The following is a 19,429-nucleotide window of genomic DNA, read 5'->3' as shown; positions in this document are numbered from 1 at the left end:
GCCCGTAGGTTCCCCCAACAGGAGAGTGAAATGAAACTGACTTTCGTCGTCGCAGGCAACAGGTGCATGGTCCGTTAAGGGGTTCCATATCCCGACCCATGCGCCCCCGACATTGTTCGGGGGCTTTTTTGTTTCTACCGCAGGCCTTTCCCAAATGACCAAACCCGCCACACCTCCCCATCTGCTGACGTTGATCCTGCTGACCGGCTTTTCGCCCCTGTCGCTGAACATGTTCATGCCGTCCTTGGCCAATATCGCCAATGATCTGGCCACTGATTATGCCATGGTCAGCCTTGCCGTCTCTGCCTCGCTCGCGGTGACGGCGGTCATTCAACTGGTCATCGGGCCGCTGTCGGACCGGATCGGGCGGCGGCCGGTGCTGCTGGTGGCGGTGTTCATCTTCGCCTGCGCGTCTGCTGGCTGCGTGCTGGCGCAGGATATTGAAACCTTCCTGTTCTTCCGGGTGTTTCAGGGCGGCATGACGGCTGGATACACACTGTCCATGGCGATTGTCCGCGACACCAGAACCGAACGGGAGGCCGTCAGCCTGATCGGCTATATCGGGATGTCGATGGCCATTGCGCCCATGTTAGGGCCTATGTTGGGCGGTCTGCTCGACACCGCCTTCGGCTGGCGGGCAATCTTTGTGTTCTACACCGTCTCGGGGTTTATCCTGTTCGCGCTCTGCTGGATCGATCTGGGGGAGACCAGACCCGACACCTCCCCCGGCACCGATGCACCACCCCTCAAGGCAGGCGCGCTGTTGTCAGAGCCGCTCTTCTGGGCGTTCTCGCTCTGCGGGGCATTCTCTGTCGGGGCGTTCTACATCTTCCTGACCGGTGCGCCCCTTGTTGCCCTGTCGCAATTCGGCGTCACAACAGCGGAACTGGGCGTCTACATCGGCACCATCACAGTGGGGTTCATGGTTGGCGGGTTTTTGTCCGGGCGGTACGGCGCGCGGTATGAACTGACGACAATGATGCTGGCAGGCCGCATCGTGGCATGCAGCGGGCTGGCGGCGGGCCTTGTGCTTCTGACCCTTGGCGTTCAATCGCCTGCGTTGTTCTTTGCCAGCACGGTCTTCGTGGGGCTGGGCAACGGGATCACGATGCCCGGCAGCAGTACCGGTGCCATGTCCGTCCGGCCCGATCTGTCCGGCAGTGCCGCCGGGATCAGCGGCGCGTTGATCGTGGCGGGAGGTGCGGTGCTGACCGCGCTGACGGGGGTGATTGTGCCAGAGGTTGACGGAGGGGCAACCCTGTTGGGGCTCATGCTCGCCTCCTCGGGGGCCGGGCTGTGCCTTGCCCTCTGGGCGGCGCGGCTGCGGCGGGTGCAGCAGGCCTGATCTACCGCTCGAACGTCACGCGACCTGCACAAACCGTCAGCACCGCGCGGGCCTCTGTCACGTCCGCCGGTGCAAGCGTCGTCAGATCATCGCTCATCACAGCGATATCCGCGCGCATTCCCACCTGCAATCGTCCGCCCTGATCTTCTTCAAACGCCACCCAGGCATTGTCGCGGGTGTAGCTGGCCAGCGTGTCCATCAGGCTCTGGGATTGATCAATCCACCCCTCCCCCAGATCCAGCGGCGCAACCGCGGCTTTGATGTTGTCCATCACATCCACCGGAATCACCGGCCAATCGGTTGAGAACACCACCCGCGCCCCGGTCTCCCGAATCGTCTGCCAGGCATAGGCCCCCGCCAACTGGTGCGGATGCAGATAGTTGCTGACCCCCGTGGGGGGAAAGATATGCCCCATCGGCGCGTGCCCCGGCTGGATCGAAGCGACAATGCCAAGCGCGGCCAGACGCGGAATGTCATCCACATGCATCACCTCCAGATGTTCGATCCGGTGGCGGCTGTCGCGGGGACCATTGGCGGATTGTGCGGCTTCAAAGGCGTCAATCGTGCGCCGCACGCCCGCGTCGCCAATGGCATGCACCGCAATCTGAAAGCCCAGCCTGTCGGCTTCCACGCAACACGCCACAAAGTGATCCTGCGTGAACACCTCATCCCCTGCATTGCCGCCCTGCCCCATCTCGCCGGGATAGGGTTCCAGCATCAGGGCCGTGCCGCTTTCGATCACCCCGTCGATGAACATCTTCACGTGGGAACAGCGCACCATGTCGCCCTGAAACCGATCACGCATCACCGGGGCCTCGGCCGTCAGCCGGTCCAGCGGATCAACCCCTTTCATGTGAAACGGCACATTGCAGCGACAGGCCAGCCGCCCCTCCTGCTCAAGCTCCGTCAACAGCTCCAGCTGGTAGGTGTTCCCATCCATCAGATGCAGCCCGGTGATGCCCTGTGCCGCGCAATGCAACAGCCCGCGTTCGATCACGTCCTTGTCCATCTCCCGCTGCGCAGGCGTGGCGGGCGGCACCGGGTCCTTGCCCGTGGTCAGCCCCAGCATCTCCCGCCCACCATGGCGGGTCAGTTCCAGCACCGGCGCATAGGCCCCCGGTTCCAGCAACGCGCCTGCGGCAAGGCCATCCGCGCCCATCACGATCTCGGATCCCGCATCGACCTGCGCCCCCTGCAACAGGCCCGCCGTCTCCAACGCAGGCGTGTTGGCCCAGATGGTGTGGTGATCAGGCGAGAACATCGCCAGCGGACGATCCGGCAGAATGGCATCCAGATCGTGCCGGGTCAGCATCTTTCCCGTGCCCAGAATGTCATAATCCGCCATCACGCAGAAAATCATCAGGTCGTCCGGGTTGGCTTGGGCAAAAGGCAGGATCACCGCTTTCATCGCGTCCAGACCGCTGACGCCGTAGAGGTTCGGACAGGCCAGTTCGACCGCGCCGCCGAACAGATGCACATGGCTGTCGATGAAACCGGGCAGAACCGTCCCGCCCTTTGCGTCTACGATCCGGGTCTGCGGCCCTGCCAGCGCAAGAATGCCCGCATCTTCTCCCACGGCAGTGATCTTGCCCCCCGCAACCGCCAGCGCCTGCGCCTCCGGAGTGTTGTCATCGAAGGTCACAAGCGCGCCGTTGTGGATGATGATGTCTGGGGTCATGGCGCGCTCCATCGCTGGTGATCTCGGATCAGCCTACCTGCGCCAAACCCGGCTGAACAAGAGCGAAGACTACGCCGCGACCGCAACCAGATGATTGTCCCACATCAACGGCACCGCATGGGGCACCGCAAGGCGTGACATCCGTTGCAAAACCCCGGTGCCGGAGGTTACCAGAAAATCACCCACAAGCGGCGCAACGCCACAGACGTCCGCCAGCGGTCTGCTGTCCTGCAACTGGGCCGTGACCGCGTCATAGGTCTGCAACAGCCCCCCGCGCGGGGAGGTCACACAAATCCGCTTTCCATCGGGGGCAAAGGCAATGCTGCCGATATAGCCCGCCATCGCACGCAGGTCTTCTCCGGGCGTGCGCATCACCTGCATTGCCCCCCCTTGCCAGTGGTACCCGACCAGCGCCGCCGCCGGACCATCGCCCTGCCACTGCATGCCAAAGGCCACCGCCCCCTGTGCGCTGACCGCCAGATGGCGGATGGAGTTCCGGTGCATCCCAGCGGGCAGCATTGTCACTTCTGTGACGGTACCATCGTCGATGTAAGCAAGGTTGGGCTGCATGTCGGGCAGGTTGAGCTTCGCCCGTCCGCTGGCAGGATGAGTCTCTATCCCTCCATTTGCGACAACGAGTGTCTCCCGTCCCGGCAGACGTTTGATGTCATGCGGACCTACTCCGCCGCTGGGAAACTCTGCGATGCGCTTGTATCCTGCGCCCACGTCCCAGACCCCGACACGGCCCTGCCCCGCTTCAAAGTCATTCTCCGTGGTGAACAGGAAATCCCCACTTTCAGAATAGACCCCATGCCCATAGAAATGCCTGCCTTCCGGTGCGGTCAGCGTGGCCTTGGCCCGGCCTTGCAGGCAGTCAATCACAACCGCAAAGGTCCCCGGCCGCCGGGCAAAGGCAACCGCTTCGGGACGCCGGGGATGGGCCGTTGCCGCATGACCGCGCGCGGGCAGATCAATCTCGAACACCACTTCCAGCGGCGCGGTGATCCCGCACAGCACATATCTGCCATCCGGGCGCGCCGCAGCGGACAGGAACGCAGGCGCCCCGGCATCCGCCCAGGTTGGTTTCGGGATCAACCCGGCGGCAAGCAACCCCCCCAGAAACTGCCGACGCCCGGTGCGCTGTCCCATGTCCTCAATCCCCGTCCAAGGCGTTGAACCCGGCCACCACACCCAGCGTCGGCCCCAGATCCTGCTGCACAACCGCGCGGATGCTGTCCACCGCCTGCTGCATCACCTCAACCTTCAACCTGCCCTGCGGGTCAGCCACACCGGCAAACACCGGATCGTTCAATGCCTCCAGCCGGGTCAAGGCGCGCCCGAACGCATCCTCCAGCGCCGCGTGCACCGCCGCATCACCCGCCGCCAGCCGCAACGCCAAATCACGGGTCGCACGCAGGCTCAGCATCACGTGCCGTGCAGACCTGCCGGACCGCCAGCTTTCCGCCCGTTTCGGACGGGGCCGGTCGAACGTCCCCAAAGGCCGCCCCAGCCGCACCTCGGACGTGAACTGCAACCCGGTGGTCAGGGCCTTGAACAGCACCTGCACCGCTTCGTCCTCCGTCCGGTAGGTCCCCTGCGCGCGCGGGGTGCGCAGCCGCGCCGCGTAATCCGTCTGCCAATCCTTGAGGATCGCACCCGCCGTCACCGCGATATCCCCCGCCACAGTCTGGACCAACCGGCACCGATAGCCCGCGTCACCGGTTGAGCTGACACCGGGATCAAACAGCAAAAACTCCAGCGCATGAAACCCGCGTGCCGCGATCGACATCTGCGCATAATCCGTCACCGACAGGCCAATCGGATCCGCTTCGGCAATCAGCTTGCGCAAGGCGCGCGGCGTCTTGCCCCGGCTGTCCGGCCAGAAGGCGAGCGCGAAGGCGCGGTCCTCTACCTCCGTCGGGCCGAACCGCAGGTGACTGGCAGAAATCCAGGCGTCAAAGGCATCCCTATAGGCTCTGACAAGGGCGTCTGAGGCGCCGGTACAGCCCTGCCCCGCTGTCTGTGCCAGAACGTCCGAGGCCTCCGCCAAACGTTCAAACCGGGGCAGGATATGCCCCTCGATGCTATCCTCGATGACCATGGCCTTTGGCCCTGCCCCCACCGCAGACGGGATCAGAACGCAGGCCAGAATCATCACAAAACGTCTCATAAACTCTCCAAAAACGCGATCAGGGCGTCGCGATCTGCTGTTGTCATGCCGACCACCGCATCGCGTTGCGCCTGTGCTTCACCGCCGTGCCACAGCACCGCTTCCAACAGTGATCGCGCGCGACCATCATGCAGGAAATAGGTGTGCCCGCTGACCTGCTGCGTCAGCCCGATGCCCCACAGCGGCGGCGTGCGCCATTCCTGCCCGGTCGCGCGTGCCTCGGGCCGATTGTCTGCCAATCCCGGCCCCATGTCGTGCAACAGCATATCCGTATAGGGCCAGATCAATTGAAAGCTCTGCTCCGGCTGATCGACCAGCCGGTGGGTCACAAAACTGGGGCGATGACAGGCCGTGCAGTTCGTCTCATAAAACACCTGCTTGCCGCGCAGGACTGCTGGATCATCCAGATTGCGCCGCGCGGGCACCCCCAGATTGCGGCTATAGAAAGTGACAAGGTCCAGCCCTTCGGCATCAATCTCAAACAGGCGATCATCGCCATCCCCGTGGATCGCATTCCGGCACGCGCTTTGCGCCGCCGTACACGCCCCCGCCGCCGCCGGAAAGAGCGGAGAGGATATGCCAATGTCACCTGCAAAGGCACCAGCGGATTGTTCCAGCACCGTGGGCGCGCCGGCCTTCAGCCCGAACCGCCCCAGCATCGGCTGATCATGGACCACAGACCAGACCACATTGGCACGGCCCGAAATGCCGTCCCCATCCGCATCATCCGGATCCGCCCCCGCCAGAATATCCTGCGCGGGGATCGCCTCCAACAGGCCCAGCCCGATCATCTGCGGGGCCACACGCGGGCTGAGCATCGCCGCCGGGTGCAGCGGTCCATATCCCAGATCCGCCGCTTCGTACCTCGGGTGGCGGAGCGTGACCTTGACCCCGTCGGCCAGCGTGACAACCTCCTCTTCATAGCTGATTGCCAGCCGGTATTCCGACACATGCCCCTGCACGGCAAAATCCTGCAACTGCGTGCCATAGGTCGGGTCCGGCAACGTGGCGATATACCCTTCAATCTCCCGCATCAGACCCGCATCCGCGCCGGGAATAGACACACGCAGGAACATCGAAATCGCGTTGTCCTCGGGGCCTTCGGGCGGGTGCCCGCGCCCATCCTTGATGTGGCACCGCTGGCAGGACCGCGCATTGAACAGCGGGCCCAACCCATCAGACGCCAAGGTCGACGCCGGCGCGGACACCCACAGTTTGCGGAACAATCCATTGCCGACCTTGAAGTCCAGCTCATCCTCAAAGCGGATGTTGGCTGAGGGTTTGGAAAACGCATCCGCCGTCGGCACCACCCGCACGGTCGCGGCACCCGCCGGGCGTTCCTCAAATTTCTGGGGTCTGCTGAAATCCGCCGTCAGTGCGGTGACCTTTGCGATCCGCGCCGCCTCTGCCGGGGTGCGGGGTACCACGTTCAGATGCGGGTCCCCCAGACCGGCCCAGGGCGGCCCCTCAGCCGCTGCAATGCCCGCCATCAGCACCCCGCAGAACGCAGCGCTGACGGGCCATTTCAATCCGCGCCTCATCATCGTTGTGCCCGCGCCTTCTTACTGAAACACCGCGTCCGGATCATCCAGACTGTCGGACCCTTCAAAGGCGATCTGGTCAAGCCCAAGCACCCGCACCACCCGCTCGATGGAGCGTGTCTGATCAATCAGGCCCTCCACACCGCCCATGATCAGCGCCTCCCCGGCGGCATTGCCCCGTTCCAGCATCTGGTCATAGGCAAAACCCGCTTCTGCCGCGGTCTTGATCCGCCCCAGCGACATCATCGTAGCGCTCAGTTTGGTCTTCATCTCCGCATCCAGACCTGCATCCGTGGCCGCAACCATATCCGACAGGGACGCGCCTGAAACCAGCGATCCGTCAACCCGGATGTATGCCCCCAGATAGACGTTCTGCACGCCCAAACCGTCATAATAGTGACTGTTATGGGTGTTGTCAGAGAAGCAGTCATGCTCTTCTTCGGGATCGTTGAGCATCAGCCCAAGGCGCATCCGTTCGCCCGCCTGTTCTCCATAGGACAGCGACCCCATGCCCGTCAGCATCGCAGCAATTCCCGCATCCGGATCGGCCATCAGGGTGCCCCGTGCTTCCCCTTCGTCACGCCACTGCGCCGCCATCCATTCCAGATCGGAGACCAGCAAATCCGTGGCCGCAACAAGGTAATCCGCCCGCCGGTCGCAATTGCCGTTGGTACAGGCCGCGCCGCCTGCGTAATCCGTCCAGGGCCGGTTGCCTGCACCGGGGCCATGGCCGTTCAGATCCTGACCCCACAGCAGAAATTCGATCGCGTGATAACCGGTGGCAACATTCGCCTCCACCCCGTCGGCTTCGTGCAGGGTATCAGACAACAGCGCGGGCGTGATGGCGGCGGCATCCACCTCTTGCCCCGACAGGGTGAACCCTGCGCTGGCAACCACGTTCAACGCGGCAAAGGCGTTCTCATCCGACGCTCCGCCATAGAAGGCATCGACATAGTCAATCAGCCCCTCATCCAGCGGCCAGGCATTCACCTTGCCTTCCCAGTCGTCGACGATGGCATTGCCAAAGCGGTAGACTTCGGTCTGCTGATACGGCACCCGTGCGGCCAGCCATGCCTGCCGCGCCTCTGTCAGGCTTTCCGCAGATGGGCCCGCGACCAGCGCGGTCACCGCCGTCTGCAATCGTTGTGCGGTGATCAGGCTGTCTTCGTATTTGGCCGCTGCAATGTCAGCATAGGTGGCAAGCACATCGGTCTTCTCAGCCGCCAAGGCCGGCGCGGCAAGTGCCATCAGGGCAACAGAGGTCAACAGGTGGGGTCGTTTCATGGGTCAGTCCCTTTGAAGGTGTGGGGGACACAAAGGCGCGCCCGCACGGATTTGGGAAACTTGGCTGACCTGTCAAAACGACGGCTGGCTGGGGTGTACCATAATTCTGAGTGAATTTATAAGGTATGTCAATCTGACAAGACGCGCCTCAGGGCGTACCGGCCGCAATGACCGCTTCCAACTCCTCCAGATCACGCTCGGGCGACGCCGCATAGCCCGCCAGAAACACACGCAATCCGTTGTGGATATACCGCGCAAGCTCGGCCTGGGATGGCACCCATTGAGGGTCATAGAGCGCGCGCGTCCGCGGCGCGGACAAGACCAGCCCCCACAGATCCTGCGCGGCCAGTTCCGCGTCCTCAAACTGCAAACGTCCCTCATCGCGCAGGTGGCTGAGGTATGTCATCACCCCGTCCAGCACTTGATCCGGCCCGCTTTGCTGATAGGCGACGCCGATGTGCGGAAACCGCTGCGCCTCACCAATGATCAGCCGGGCCAGTGCCAGCAAGTCGGGCCGCATCACCGTGCGCGCATAGCGCCAGGCGAATCCGTGCAACTGCGCGACCATTGCGTCTGGGTCACCCGGTTCAATGCTCAGCAACATGTCATCGCGGCGCGCGCGCATCATCGCGGTGAACAGCGCCTCTTTGCTGGGATAATGCTTGTATAGGGTCGGTTTTGAGGTGCCTGCCTCTGCCGCGACAGCATCCATCGACGCGCCGGAATAGCCTTCGCGCGCGAAGACAACCAAGGCTGCATCCAGCAATTGCTGCTTGCGCGCCAGACGGTTCAATTCGCGGCGGGGCAGTTGTTTCATCCCGCGACCCTGCGCAGGAATTCCATCAAGGGCGCGGTATAGAGATAAGGTTTTTCCACGTTACAGATATGCCCTGCCCCGGCAATGATTTCAAACCGCACGTCAGGGTTTGGGCTGGCGGCATGGATACGATGGGCAACCGATTTGATCTCTGTCGGCGGGGCGAGTTTGTCGTGCTCACCGGTCATCAACAGAACCGGCATCGTCAGGCGCGCGAAGTCAAACCGCCGCAGCGGGTTGGTGAAACAGCGCAGCGCGTCGCGGTAGGTCTCTGTCGGGATCGCCGCCATGGAGGCGGTCAGTTCGGCGCGGATGTTTGCGTCTACCTCCGGCCCGCTGATTGCCCCGATCACACCGGGCGCAAAATCCGCCGTCGCTTGCCCGGCATCCAGCGGCACCTCCCGGCTTACGCGGAAAGCGTCGCGTTCTTCCGGTCCGGCCTCCGACATGCCTGTGCAACCACCAGAGACGACCAACCCCGCCGTCAGATCAGGATGGCTTTCCGCAAATGCCGTCGCGATCCATGCACCATAGGACAACCCGCAGAGGATGACCTGAGACTTGCCCAGCACCTCCATCACCCGCCGGATGTCCGCGCAATAGGCCTCCACCGTGGATTGGCCCGCGCCCAGCGTGCTGTCGCCATATCCCCGCAGATCAAGCGCGGCGGCCTGCACCACATGCCCCGCCCGCCCCAGCTGCCGCGTCCAGTTGGAGCGGTTGCCGCCGATGCCATGCAGAAACAACAGCAATGGCCCGTCTTTTGCAGGGGTCATGGTCAGCCCCAGACGTGGCAGATCGTCGATGGTGCGATGTTCCAAAGGCAACGGCTTCAGAGGAGCGCCCCCTGCCCCGGCCTGCGACAGACCCGTCTCTAACGCGGCCAAACCGGCCTCAAACACAGCTGTCGTGCCGCACGCGATATCCGCTGCGCGTTCGGCCAGCGCCTCAATCTCCGCGCTCATGGTGACGATGCTGCCACCTTTCTCTGCCGCCGCAACACTCAGCATCCCGTCATAGCGTTGCGCGCCGTCGATGCCTTGCAGATGGGTGTAGCACATGACCTTGTCGGTATCGGAAAACCACGTGAGCCGTTCGCGGTAGAGCGTCTCTTCGGCCTTGACCGTAAAGGCCCGAACGCCCCCGCCCTCCTCTGCCTGCATGGTCGCGATCCACGGATGCCAGGGCGCGCAGAAATCGCGCAACGCGGCCCATGCGGTGTCGGGCGTCACATCCAGTTGGACCTGCGCCCGCGCGCTGTCCCGTGCCACGGCTATTCCGCCGCCAAGGCCAATTGCCCGCCGTCCCCCCGCCACAGCGAGGTCCGCGCGCCATGCGCGTCTCCGGGGGCATCGTCCAGTTCCTCCACATCGAAAAGCGCCAGCGTGGACATATAATCTTCCATGATTTCAGAGGTATAAGGCAACATCAGCGCCCCGCAGCGGCTGTCACGGTATATCCGCTCCAGCGGCAAGGACTTCAACATCGACTGCCCGCCGCAGGTCCTGATCGCCAAAGCCGCCAATTCCTGCGCGCCTTCCATGACGTTGTATTGCGCCGCGTACATACGCATGACTTCAGCCTTGGAGGGGAAGCCCTTCGCCTCCATAAACGCCTGCCACCACAGCGCGCGCATCCCCGCCAGCCGCGCGTACATCTGCCCAACCGCATGGCGCTTGGTGGTGAACTGCCGCCGGTCGATGGGTGGCAGGCCGGGGGTTTCCCCGCGCAGGTATTCGACGGTGAAATCATAGGCCGACTGCGCCACACCCATGTAGGTCGGTGACAGCGTCGCCATCATATGCGGCCAGTAGGGCATCGTCTTGATGAAAATCCCCTTGGGCATCAGCATGTCATCCTCAGACACAAACACGTCCTTGAGGATCAGATCGCGCGAATTGGTGCCGCGCATCCCCAGCGGGTCCCATTCGCCCTGCACGCTGAGACCCTCCGCATTCTTGTGGACCACGAAAATCATCGTGTCCTCGTGCTGCGGCTCCTGCCCCTCGAAGACCTCCGTGCAAACGATGGAATAGTAATCGCAATACCCCGCGAGGGAGGCGAATTTCTTGAACCCCGTGATGCGCCAGCCGCCATCCACTTTGCGGCATTGGGTCTGCGCAGGCTTGGAGGTCCAGTTCTGACCCGCCTCTGAAATGGGCTGCGAGTAGATCCCCTGCTCCTCCACCGCGCGGCGGAACTGGCGTTCGCGCAAAGGGGCGAAAGCGGCGCGTTCCGCGTCTGTCAGGTGGGGCATTTCATACATGAACCGCGACCACATCATCGTGGAATTGTGCATGTTGAAGGTCAGCGCCGTGGCCCCGCAGTACTTGCCGATCTCCGCACCCGCCATCGCATATTCACCCAAGGTGAACCCATGCCCGCCGTAGGCTTCCGGCACGGTAAGCGTCATCAGCCCGTGTGCGGCGAGGTCCTTGTAGTTCTCCACCGGGAAGCTCGCATCATCGTCGATCCCCTTGGCACGGTGCACGAATTTCTCTGCGCCCAGCGTGTTGATCGTCTCCAGCACCGCGGCCACTTCGGGGCGCACGCGGGTCATGTCGTAGTAGTCACTAAAGTGGCTCATAGGGAGGCTCCTTTGAGAGGTCTATGCGGTGAGGTCAGGATGCAGGACGCCGTTTTTCACAACGTCCACACCATCCAGCGATATGGTGCAATGGCGCATGGGCAGGTCGAAATGCCCTTCGGTGAAACGGCCCGCGTATTGGTTGGCGCCGGTGGACCACAGGAAATTTCCGGCGAAGGCGCGGAACTCCACCGCCTGCATGTCGCGCTTGTCATAGAGCGCGCCCGATACCCAGCGCGCAGCGGGGTTCATGCCCCAGCCCACATGGCTGAAGCCGTAGGCCTTTGGGTCATCCCAGGCTTCCATGTAATCGCGGAAGAGTTCCGCATCGAGGCCGGTGCCTTTGATCTGGGTCACGAAATCATTCTCCACCGTGAAATCGATCTGGCTGCTGAGGTAGCTTTTGAACGTCAGGTTCATGTCGCCCACGTCCATCACGATCCGCCCGTTGACTGTGCCAGGACCGGGAAAGGCGAGGCAGAGACCGCCGGGCCAATGGGCCACCGCGCCGGGCGTGGTGCCGAAACCGGGGGTGCCGCCGCAAGGGGCGTCTTTGAGATCAATCGTCAGGTCGGTTCCGGCTGCGGAGGTCACGCGCATTTCCGAAGCGGCACGAAGCATCTCGATCCCCCGCTCCACACGGGGACCGAGATCGGCCGTTGGTTCGGTGCGCTCCAGAATTTCGGGATGCTCATTGGTGATTACCAACAGCCGCGCACCCGCCTCTTCAATCTCCGGCCACTCAGGCGAATGGATCATCCCCTCAACCGTGCAATCGACAATCGCTTCGGCGCATTTCATCGCCTCCACTGCCATGCGGTTGTTCTGGATCGCGAGCGAGGTGCCCGTGCTTTTGACCGGAACCGGCGCCGTCTGCGGCGGGGTTGGCATGGTGATCTGGCAGAACGCAGCGCCCAGATCATAGAGCGCGAGTTCACACAGATGCAGCAGCACGGGGCGTGACTGGGTTTCCCCGATCAGCACCACTTGCGTCCCCTCCCCGATGCCATTCAAAGCCAGCACACGGCGAAACGACGCGAGCCATTTGCCTTCGATCCGTTCCTGCATCATCGCTGACAACTCCCCACCAAAACTTTACTCTTGCGTAAAGGGTTTTCCAAAAAGCGTTACAGGTCAAGGGTTTTCTGCGTCCAAACAAAAGTTGACAGCTGTCAACTTTTGCCCCACTTCACCCCGAACGCAGTAAGGCCATGATCATCGGACCGGGGGAGAACGCATGATCCTGCGCCTGTCGCGTCAAGGCGCGCAAGTAGCCCCCCGGCGATTTGATCTGATCAACCCGCTGCAAAATACCTGCAACCGTCACGGCGGCCACGGGCGCACCCATCACCCGCTGCGCATCCTCCCAGGCGCCGGGGCTGATGCCCATCATACCGCGCACCGTCGCGGCCACACCAACCAATTGGTGCCAATGTCGGATCTGGTCGCCTGCATAGGGCAGGATATCAGGGCAGGCCTTTAACACCACGGCCAGAGGCAGGTTCGGCGCCTCGCCTTTTGTCTCTTCTGAGCAAAGTTCAAGATCAGGATCTTCTGGTTTTGAATTAGAATAGTGCCGCTCATTCTGAACGTCACTGCCGCTCATATTGTCTGATTTACGGAGTTTTTCCTGTACCGTTTTCAGCACGGCCTGCGCCCTGCCCCGGAGCTCTTCCAAGGCCTCCGCAGACAGCTTGCGGCGAAACGCGCGGTGCTGGTCCAGCAGTTCGGCTTCAACAGCGGACCAATCACCGCCCTGCCCCGTCTCCACCCCCCAGGCGGCCAGCTTTGCAGCGTCGCGCTTGAGCAGGGACACGTCCTCCCGCAGCCGCCTCAACCGCTCCGCTGCGTCACGTGCGGCTTGGGCGGCCTGTGCGATCTGACCCGCCTGCACCAGCAAGGGGCGCAGATCGAAGCCGAAGGCGCGTGTGACCTCCCCTGCCCTGTCCCGTGCCGCATAACGTTTGCCGTTGGGGCTGTCATGCCGCGCGATGATCCCCGCCCGCACCAAAGCGCCCAGATGGCGGCGCAGCGTGCTTTCGGCCATGCCATGGGCGCGTTCCGCCAGCGATCGGTTGGAAGGAAAGACGATCAGCGAGGCGTTGTCGCTGAGGTTCTTGTCCGGGTGAAAGCTGAGCAGTGCGTTCAGCACCGTCAGATCGCGATCCGTCACACCATAGGCCAGCCGCGCGGTGGTGAGTTCGCGGAACAGCTCCCACTTGTCGCTGTGCGGCACCTGTGGCGGGCGCTGCGCCAATGCGGCCCGTTCCATCAAGCCAGCCGTCACCTGCCGCTGCCCGAAGGGCGTCGTTGTCAATACGTCCATAGATGTTCACTGGGCAAAACTTATCGTGCCGCCGGAAGCGATGAGAGTTGACAGCTGTCAACTCTTGGGCCAGATTCGGAGGTGCTAGACAACGAACCAAGGCCTCTCGGGATGTGTATTCCGGGGGGCTTTCTTATGTCCTGCCGGGTCGTGCCTCCTTGTTGCTGCTCCTCATCATCCGCCGCGCTTCTTTTGCCAGTCGCGGTGAATCTCTGTCAGGTTTTCGGCGAGCCAGTCGGCGAAACCTGTGTCGTCGGTGACGGTGATCTGCGTGTGATCCCCCTTGCGGGCGACCTGCGCGAGGTCGGTGCCGTCTGTGGTTTTGATCTGAGCGGGCGGCTTCGCTTTGGGCGGTTTGACCTTGGTCGCCGCCATCACCGCGTTGAAACGCGCATCAGAACTGTCACCAACCGCAAACTCCGCCAGATCGCGGCCCTTGATCTTGTCGGCCAGCGCCAGCCAGCGGTCGCGGCCCACGGAGGGCGCCGACCCAATCGCCTCAATCAATTCCACCGGCACCTGATCGGCCACGGCAAACAGCCGCGAGATCAGCGTTTTGTCCATCGCCAGCGCGTCGCCAATGATCTTTCGGTCATATTTCGCGTCGCGCATCTGGCGGGCAAAGTTCACCTTTTCGATGAAGGTCAGATCCTTACGGGCGGAGTTTTCCTGCCCCTGTGCCAGGATCAGCGCCTTATCGTCCAGATCGCGCACCATGGCGCGGATGGGCAAACCGAGATCCTTCAGCGCGCGCACACGTCTGCGGCCATAGACGACCTCGTACCGGCCTTCGTAATTGGGGCTGAAGCGCACCAGCACGGGCACCTGCTGGCCGTATTCCTCAATGGATTTGACCAGCGCTGCGTGATCGGGGTCGTCCTTGTCGAGCCGGTCTTTCAGACCCGCGTTGTCAATCATGCGGGGGTCCAGATCGACAATGGATCGGCTTTTGAGATCAGCAATCGAGCGGCTGACGGCGCCAATCGCACCGGAGGTGTAGCGCGGTTTTGCCGGATCGACGCGGGCAGGGGGCTTGGGGGTGGCGGATTTTGTCTCCGGCGCTTCCATCAGGCCTTTCATCAGATCTTTACGCGCCATTGGTCCGCCCCCATGCTTCCTGCACCAGTGCTTCGATCTCGCCGTTCACGGCGTTCAGGCTTTCCATCGCGCGTTCATAGGTGGCGCGGACGAATTGGCCCTTTTCGACCTCGTAGAGGGTCTGTTTTGTGATCCCTGCGTCCGAGATGGCCGTGGATTTCAGCACCGTATGGTTCAGCACATGATCGCCGAACATCGAGCGCATGAAGCTGACCATCTGGTTCTGCGGCCCATCGCCCGGTTCATACCGCGTCACCACGTAGCGCAGCCAATCATAGGACATGTCGCCCCCCGCTTCGCTGACGACCCCCAGAAGGTTGGAGACCATCAGCAGGAACTGGCACATGCTCATCACATCGAGCATTTGAGGGTGCACCGTGACCAGCACGGCGGTTGCGGCAGAGAGGGCTGACATCGTCAGATACCCCAGCTGCGGCGGGCAATCGAGAATAACCACATCGTAGTCCTTTTCCACTTCGGCAAGCGCGTCGCCTACTCTGGTGAAAAAGAGGTTACCATGTCGTTCCACCAGCGCGCGGGGGGTCTCATGTTCGAATTCCATGAGGTCGAGGTTGCCGGGAACAATGTCGAGGTTGGTGATATGGGTGCGTTGGATGATCCGGGAGAGGGGGACCGGATCGTCATAGCGGATCGCATCAAACAGCGTGCCACCGTCGAGCAGGTCAAATTCCGGCTGGAAGCCGTGCAGGGCCGAGAGGCTCGCTTGCGGGTCAAGATCCATGGCGAGCACGCGGTAGCCGTCCAGCGCCATCTTCTGCGCCAGATGCGCGGCGGTGGTGGTTTTGCCGCTGCCGCCTTTGAAGTTGATCACGGTGATGACCTGCAAATGATCACCGTCCTGCCGGCCGGGCAGGTAGGTGCCGGATTGCTTCGCACCCGTCTCTAAATAGGTACGTAGAGCCTGAAGATCATCGACGGAATACATCCGGCGGCCATTGCCCATCACCTCCGGCGAAGGGCCTTTGCCTTCGAGGTGGAGTTTGCGCAGATATGCGTCCTTCACCCCCAGCAGATCAGCCGCTTCGCCGCTGGTGAAAGTGCGCATTTGCCGTGTCGCATCTGGGGGAAAAAGCTGCGCGCGGTGCGCCTGCAGCCGTTCAGAGAGTTTTTCCGCGTGCGCCCCCACCAGAACGTCGATACGTTCCTGCTTGCGCACGTGCGTCACCCCCGGAGTTCTCGCTCCGTCTTTTGCCATGTTCCGCCTCGCCAACCGATTGTTACGGTTTTAGTCGTTATATTTGCCTCATTCCGTATATGAATGGGCAAGAAAACAGATTCTGGCAAGTGTTTTGTCATGATCTAGGGGCTGGTTGGCAACAGACCACAAGAGGGCAGGGGGGCGTCAGCTGCTGCGGATGCCGTCGATATGCAGCTCAAACCCCTGTTGAATATGGGTTGTAAAGGCCTCAAGTGCAACGCTCCGGTCACCGGTGGCGATGACATCGACCAGTTCCACGTGGTTGCCCAGGGACTTCGCGATATCAGCGTTTTCGATGGCGGCGAACAGATGAAAGGCCATCGCGCGGCCCCAGATCATATCGAACATTTCCAACAGGAACCGATTCCCCGCCGCTTCCATGAAGGCGCGGTGGATGGTGCGGTTGGCGATGAAGTAATCCCGCGTCGTGGGGTTCTTGAGGTCTTCGGTCTTGGTGATCAGGGCGCGCAGGCCGTCGAGTTCGGCGGCATCGTTGCGCGCGGTAAGAATGCGCGCGGCCTGCCCCTCAATCGCGGCGCGGGCATGGTAGAGCTCAAGCGTCTCTTCCTCGGAAATCCGTGACAGCCGGAACCCGCCGGAGTTCGCCAGATGCAGCACGCCTTCTTTCTCCAGCCGCAACAGTGCCTCACGCACAGGCGTGCGGCTGATGTCCAACTCGGCGGCCAGCTTTTCCTGTACCAGACGGTCATCCGGTCCGATTTCACGTTCCATGATCGCCTTGACCAGTTGGTCATAGACTTCGTCGGCCAATCGGCGTCGTTGAGTTGTGATGCTGCGCAATGCCATAGGGACCCTGATACTCTGTATTCTGGACACTGTATACAAAAATACAACCGGCGCAACGAAGCTCTTGCCATGCTCTGAATACTGTATACAGTATCCGAAACTGACCTTGGAGGAGAACGCCCATGTGCGGCATTGCAGGACGTATTCTTAACGCCCCCGGCACCGTTGGCAGGGACCTTGTGGCGCTGATGGCAGCGCAGGAACATCGCGGCGCGGACAGCACCGGGTTTGCCGTCTACGGCGCACCGATGGATGCAGGATATGTGCTGCGTGGCATGGGGTTTGACAAGGCGCAAATGGATGGTGATCTGGAACTGTTCCGCGCGACGCTGAAGGACCATGGCGCGGATCTGATGGGTGATCCGTCGATCATCACGGATGCCAACAAACACTATTGTTTCCGCATGGAAATCAGCGATCCGCGTGACCTGGCCGCCTGGGTGAAGGACACCGATGAGCTGTCGGGCCGGATCGAGGTGCAGTCTTGTGGCCGGTCGCTGGAGATCGTCAAGGACATCGGCGGATCGGAAGAGGTGGGTGAGAAGCACAAGGTGCACGACATGATCGGCACCCACGGTCTGGGCCACGCGCGGCTGGCCACGGAATCGAGCGTGCTGCCCAATGCCTCCCACCCCTTCTGGGCGCGGCCCTTTTCGGATGTGGCGATTGTGCACAACGGGCAGATTACCGACTATTTCACCTGGCGCGACAAATTGCAGCGGCAGGGGTATCGCTTCCTGACGGAGAACGATTCAGAGTTGATCGCGGTCTGGGTCTCCGACCAGATGAAACAGGGGCTGAGCATGGAGCAGGCGTTGCGCAAGTCGATCCATTCGATTGATGGTGTCTTCACCTTCATGATCACCACGCCGGATGGCATCGGCTTTGCCAAGGACCGTTTTGCGATGAAACCGCTGGTGGTGATTGAACAGGCCGGAGAGCTGGCGGCGGCCACCGAAGAGCAAGCCGTGCGCACCGTCTTCCCCGACGAATGCGAGGTCATCAACCACGACGGGCCGAGCCTTGTCGGCATCTGGGGCGTGGGCAACCGGAGCATGGCGGCATGAGCGAGATTGTCATCGAGGTCGGCAAACGCCACATCCGGGAGATCAACGAGGAAATTCAGGACGCCTGCAAAAGCGGCAAACCCATTCGCGTGGTCGATACGCTGAGCCGTCACAACCTTGGTGTGGGTCTGCCTGATGGCGCCGATATCACCTTCGAGGGGTCAGTGGGCTACTACTGCGGGGGGCTGAATACAGGCTCTAACGTGCGGATTGAGCGCAATTCCGGCTGGGCCACCGGCGAAGGTATGGCCAAGGGTCATATCGAGGTAGGCGGGCGCGCGGGCATGTCCTGCGGTGCTGCGATGATCGGCGGCACGATCCATGTCAAAGGCGATGCCGGGCCGCGCTGTGGTGTGGCGATGAAGGGTGGCAACATCGTTGTCGAAGGCACGATTGGCTATCAGTCGGGCTTCATGGCGCATGCGGGCAAGATCATCGCACTTGGCGGGGCAGGGGAGAGCTGCGCCGATGCCCTGTGGGAAGGCGAGGTCTGGGTTGCCGGACCGGTGGAGAGCCTTGGCGTGGATGTGAACGTGATCGAACCCACAGCGGAGGAAGTGGCCGAAGTCGATGCCATTCTGGAACCGCTGGGATTGGTGGACAGTTCGCGGGACTGGCGCAAGATGGTGTCGGGTCAGCGGCTTTGGTATTTCGAGGCGCGGGACGCGAGCGCCTGGTTGATGATTTGAATTTGGAGATGGGGTTGGTTGTGATGGGTGCAAGCACCCATCCTACACAACCCGCTGCACGTAGGATGGGTGCTTGCACCCATCGTTGCCCGCGAGGAGACACATAGATGACTGACCAACCCAAAGCGCCGCACGAATACCCCTTCGAGATGGCCTCCGAAGACGAAATCCGCTTCCGCGATGCAGGCGCTGTTGAAGGCCGCCCCGCTGGCGTGCCGTCCTCCTACGACGAAGGCGGCTCCACTCGCTGGACGCCCGAGGCGATCTCGGAGGTGCACGCGCTGGCGCAATTGGGCCGCTATCAGGTGCGCGGGTATAACACGTTCAACAAGCAGCTGCCGACGTTTGACGACCTGACCTTTGTGCCCGCCACGATGACGCGCCTGCCGCTGGAAGGCTACCGGGAGAAATGTGAGACCAAGACCATCCTTGGCGGCGGTCGCGGGCTGGTGGAAAAACCGCTGGAACTGGATATTCCGATCTACATCGCGTCGATGTCCTTTGGGGCATTATCCGCCTCTGCCAAGGCGTCTTTGGGTCATGGGGCGACGAAGGTCGGCACAATGACCTGCACCGGCGAAGGCGGGATGCTGGAGGAAGAGCGCGCGGCGTCGTCACGGTTGCTCTACCAGATGTCACCGGCGCGCTATGGCGTCGACCTTGACCATTTGCGCCGCGCCGATGCGCTGGAACTGGTGGTGGGGCAGGGGGCCAAGCCGGGGACGGGGGGGCTGCTGCTGGGCATGAAAGTCTCGCCTCGCGTATCCAAGATGCGGACGCTGCCGGAAGGGGTCGATCAAC

General features: G+C 62.3%; 17 protein-coding genes. 4 read left to right on the top strand and 13 right to left on the bottom strand.

Going from position 1 to position 19,429, the window contains the following annotated elements; genetic code table 11:
* Window positions 1–154: 154 nt before the first annotated feature.
* A complete protein-coding gene (locus tag Q1A91_RS23150) occupies window positions 155–1,345 on the top strand; it encodes a multidrug effflux MFS transporter (protein WP_299883115.1) in 1,191 nt (396 codons plus the stop codon).
* A 1-nt stretch (window position 1,346) separates the two neighbouring features.
* On the opposite strand, the gene Q1A91_RS23145 is transcribed toward Q1A91_RS23150, so the two are convergent.
* The 13 genes from Q1A91_RS23145 to Q1A91_RS23085 form a co-directional block, all read right to left on the bottom strand.
* Window positions 1,347–3,023, bottom strand: coding sequence for an amidohydrolase (locus tag Q1A91_RS23145; RefSeq protein ID WP_299883113.1), 1,677 nt, complete (start codon window positions 3,021–3,023; stop codon window positions 1,347–1,349).
* Between the two features lie 69 nt (window positions 3,024–3,092).
* Entirely contained in the window at window positions 3,093–4,172 is a 1,080-nt protein-coding gene (locus Q1A91_RS23140) for a DUF1513 domain-containing protein (RefSeq protein WP_299883111.1), read from the bottom strand.
* A 4-nt stretch (window positions 4,173–4,176) separates the two neighbouring features.
* Window positions 4,177–5,193 (bottom strand): imelysin family protein, encoded by a 1,017-nt coding sequence (locus Q1A91_RS23135; RefSeq protein ID WP_299883110.1) that lies wholly within the window; start codon window positions 5,191–5,193, stop codon window positions 4,177–4,179.
* The gene (locus Q1A91_RS23130; RefSeq protein WP_299883180.1) at window positions 5,190–6,683 is read right to left on the bottom strand and encodes a di-heme oxidoredictase family protein; all 1,494 of its coding nucleotides are present in this window, start codon (window positions 6,681–6,683) and stop codon (window positions 5,190–5,192) included. The genes Q1A91_RS23135 and Q1A91_RS23130 overlap by 4 nt, the downstream gene beginning before the upstream one ends.
* Before the next feature lie 72 nt (window positions 6,684–6,755).
* Window positions 6,756–8,018 (bottom strand): imelysin family protein, encoded by a 1,263-nt coding sequence (locus Q1A91_RS23125; protein ID WP_299883108.1) that lies wholly within the window; start codon window positions 8,016–8,018, stop codon window positions 6,756–6,758.
* Window positions 8,019–8,166: 148 nt separating this feature from the next.
* On the bottom strand, window positions 8,167–8,835 hold the full coding sequence (locus tag Q1A91_RS23120) for a TetR/AcrR family transcriptional regulator (protein ID WP_299883106.1): 669 nt from the start codon (window positions 8,833–8,835) through the stop codon (window positions 8,167–8,169).
* Window positions 8,832–10,106, bottom strand: a complete 1,275-nt coding sequence (locus tag Q1A91_RS23115; RefSeq protein WP_299883105.1) for an alpha/beta fold hydrolase — start codon at window positions 10,104–10,106, stop codon at window positions 8,832–8,834. The genes Q1A91_RS23120 and Q1A91_RS23115 overlap by 4 nt, the downstream gene beginning before the upstream one ends.
* Window positions 10,107–10,108: 2 nt before the next feature.
* A complete protein-coding gene (locus Q1A91_RS23110) occupies window positions 10,109–11,422 on the bottom strand; it encodes an acyl-CoA dehydrogenase family protein (RefSeq protein WP_299883104.1) in 1,314 nt (437 codons plus the stop codon).
* A gap of 21 nt (window positions 11,423–11,443) precedes the next feature.
* Complete coding sequence (locus Q1A91_RS23105; RefSeq protein WP_299883103.1) at window positions 11,444–12,493, bottom strand: peptidase M29; 1,050 nt, start codon at window positions 12,491–12,493, stop codon at window positions 11,444–11,446.
* 118 nt (window positions 12,494–12,611) lie between these two features.
* Window positions 12,612–13,748 carry a plasmid replication protein RepC gene (repC, locus tag Q1A91_RS23100; protein WP_299883102.1) on the bottom strand — a complete coding sequence of 379 codons (1,137 nt, stop codon included), beginning with the start codon at window positions 13,746–13,748 and terminating at the stop codon, window positions 12,612–12,614.
* 174 nt (window positions 13,749–13,922) lie between these two features.
* The gene (gene repB, locus Q1A91_RS23095) at window positions 13,923–14,846 is read right to left on the bottom strand and encodes a plasmid partitioning protein RepB (RefSeq protein ID WP_299883101.1); all 924 of its coding nucleotides are present in this window, start codon (window positions 14,844–14,846) and stop codon (window positions 13,923–13,925) included.
* Window positions 14,836–16,023 carry a plasmid partitioning protein RepA gene (gene repA, locus Q1A91_RS23090; protein WP_299883100.1) on the bottom strand — a complete coding sequence of 396 codons (1,188 nt, stop codon included), beginning with the start codon at window positions 16,021–16,023 and terminating at the stop codon, window positions 14,836–14,838. The genes repB and repA overlap by 11 nt, the downstream gene beginning before the upstream one ends.
* 186 nt (window positions 16,024–16,209) lie before the next feature.
* Complete coding sequence (locus Q1A91_RS23085; protein WP_299883099.1) at window positions 16,210–16,872, bottom strand: GntR family transcriptional regulator; 663 nt, start codon at window positions 16,870–16,872, stop codon at window positions 16,210–16,212.
* Between the two features lie 122 nt (window positions 16,873–16,994).
* On the opposite strand from Q1A91_RS23085, the gene Q1A91_RS23080 reads away from it, so the two are divergent.
* The 3 genes from Q1A91_RS23080 to Q1A91_RS23070 form a co-directional block, all read left to right on the top strand.
* Window positions 16,995–17,939 (top strand): amidophosphoribosyltransferase, encoded by a 945-nt coding sequence (locus Q1A91_RS23080; RefSeq protein WP_299883098.1) that lies wholly within the window; start codon window positions 16,995–16,997, stop codon window positions 17,937–17,939.
* Window positions 17,936–18,628: a hypothetical protein gene (locus Q1A91_RS23075; protein WP_299883097.1), complete on the top strand. Its 693-nt coding sequence runs from the start codon at window positions 17,936–17,938 to the stop codon at window positions 18,626–18,628. Before Q1A91_RS23080 ends, Q1A91_RS23075 begins: the two co-directional genes overlap by 4 nt.
* A gap of 107 nt (window positions 18,629–18,735) precedes the next feature.
* Window positions 18,736–19,429, top strand: a 694-nt coding sequence (locus tag Q1A91_RS23070) for a glutamate synthase-related protein (RefSeq protein WP_299883096.1), incomplete at its 3' end; no start/stop codon positions are given.

This window comes from uncultured Sulfitobacter sp. (genome assembly GCF_947500075.1).
Taxonomy (GTDB): domain Bacteria; phylum Pseudomonadota; class Alphaproteobacteria; order Rhodobacterales; family Rhodobacteraceae; genus Sulfitobacter.
This window is presented reverse-complemented; position numbering and strand designations above follow the sequence as displayed.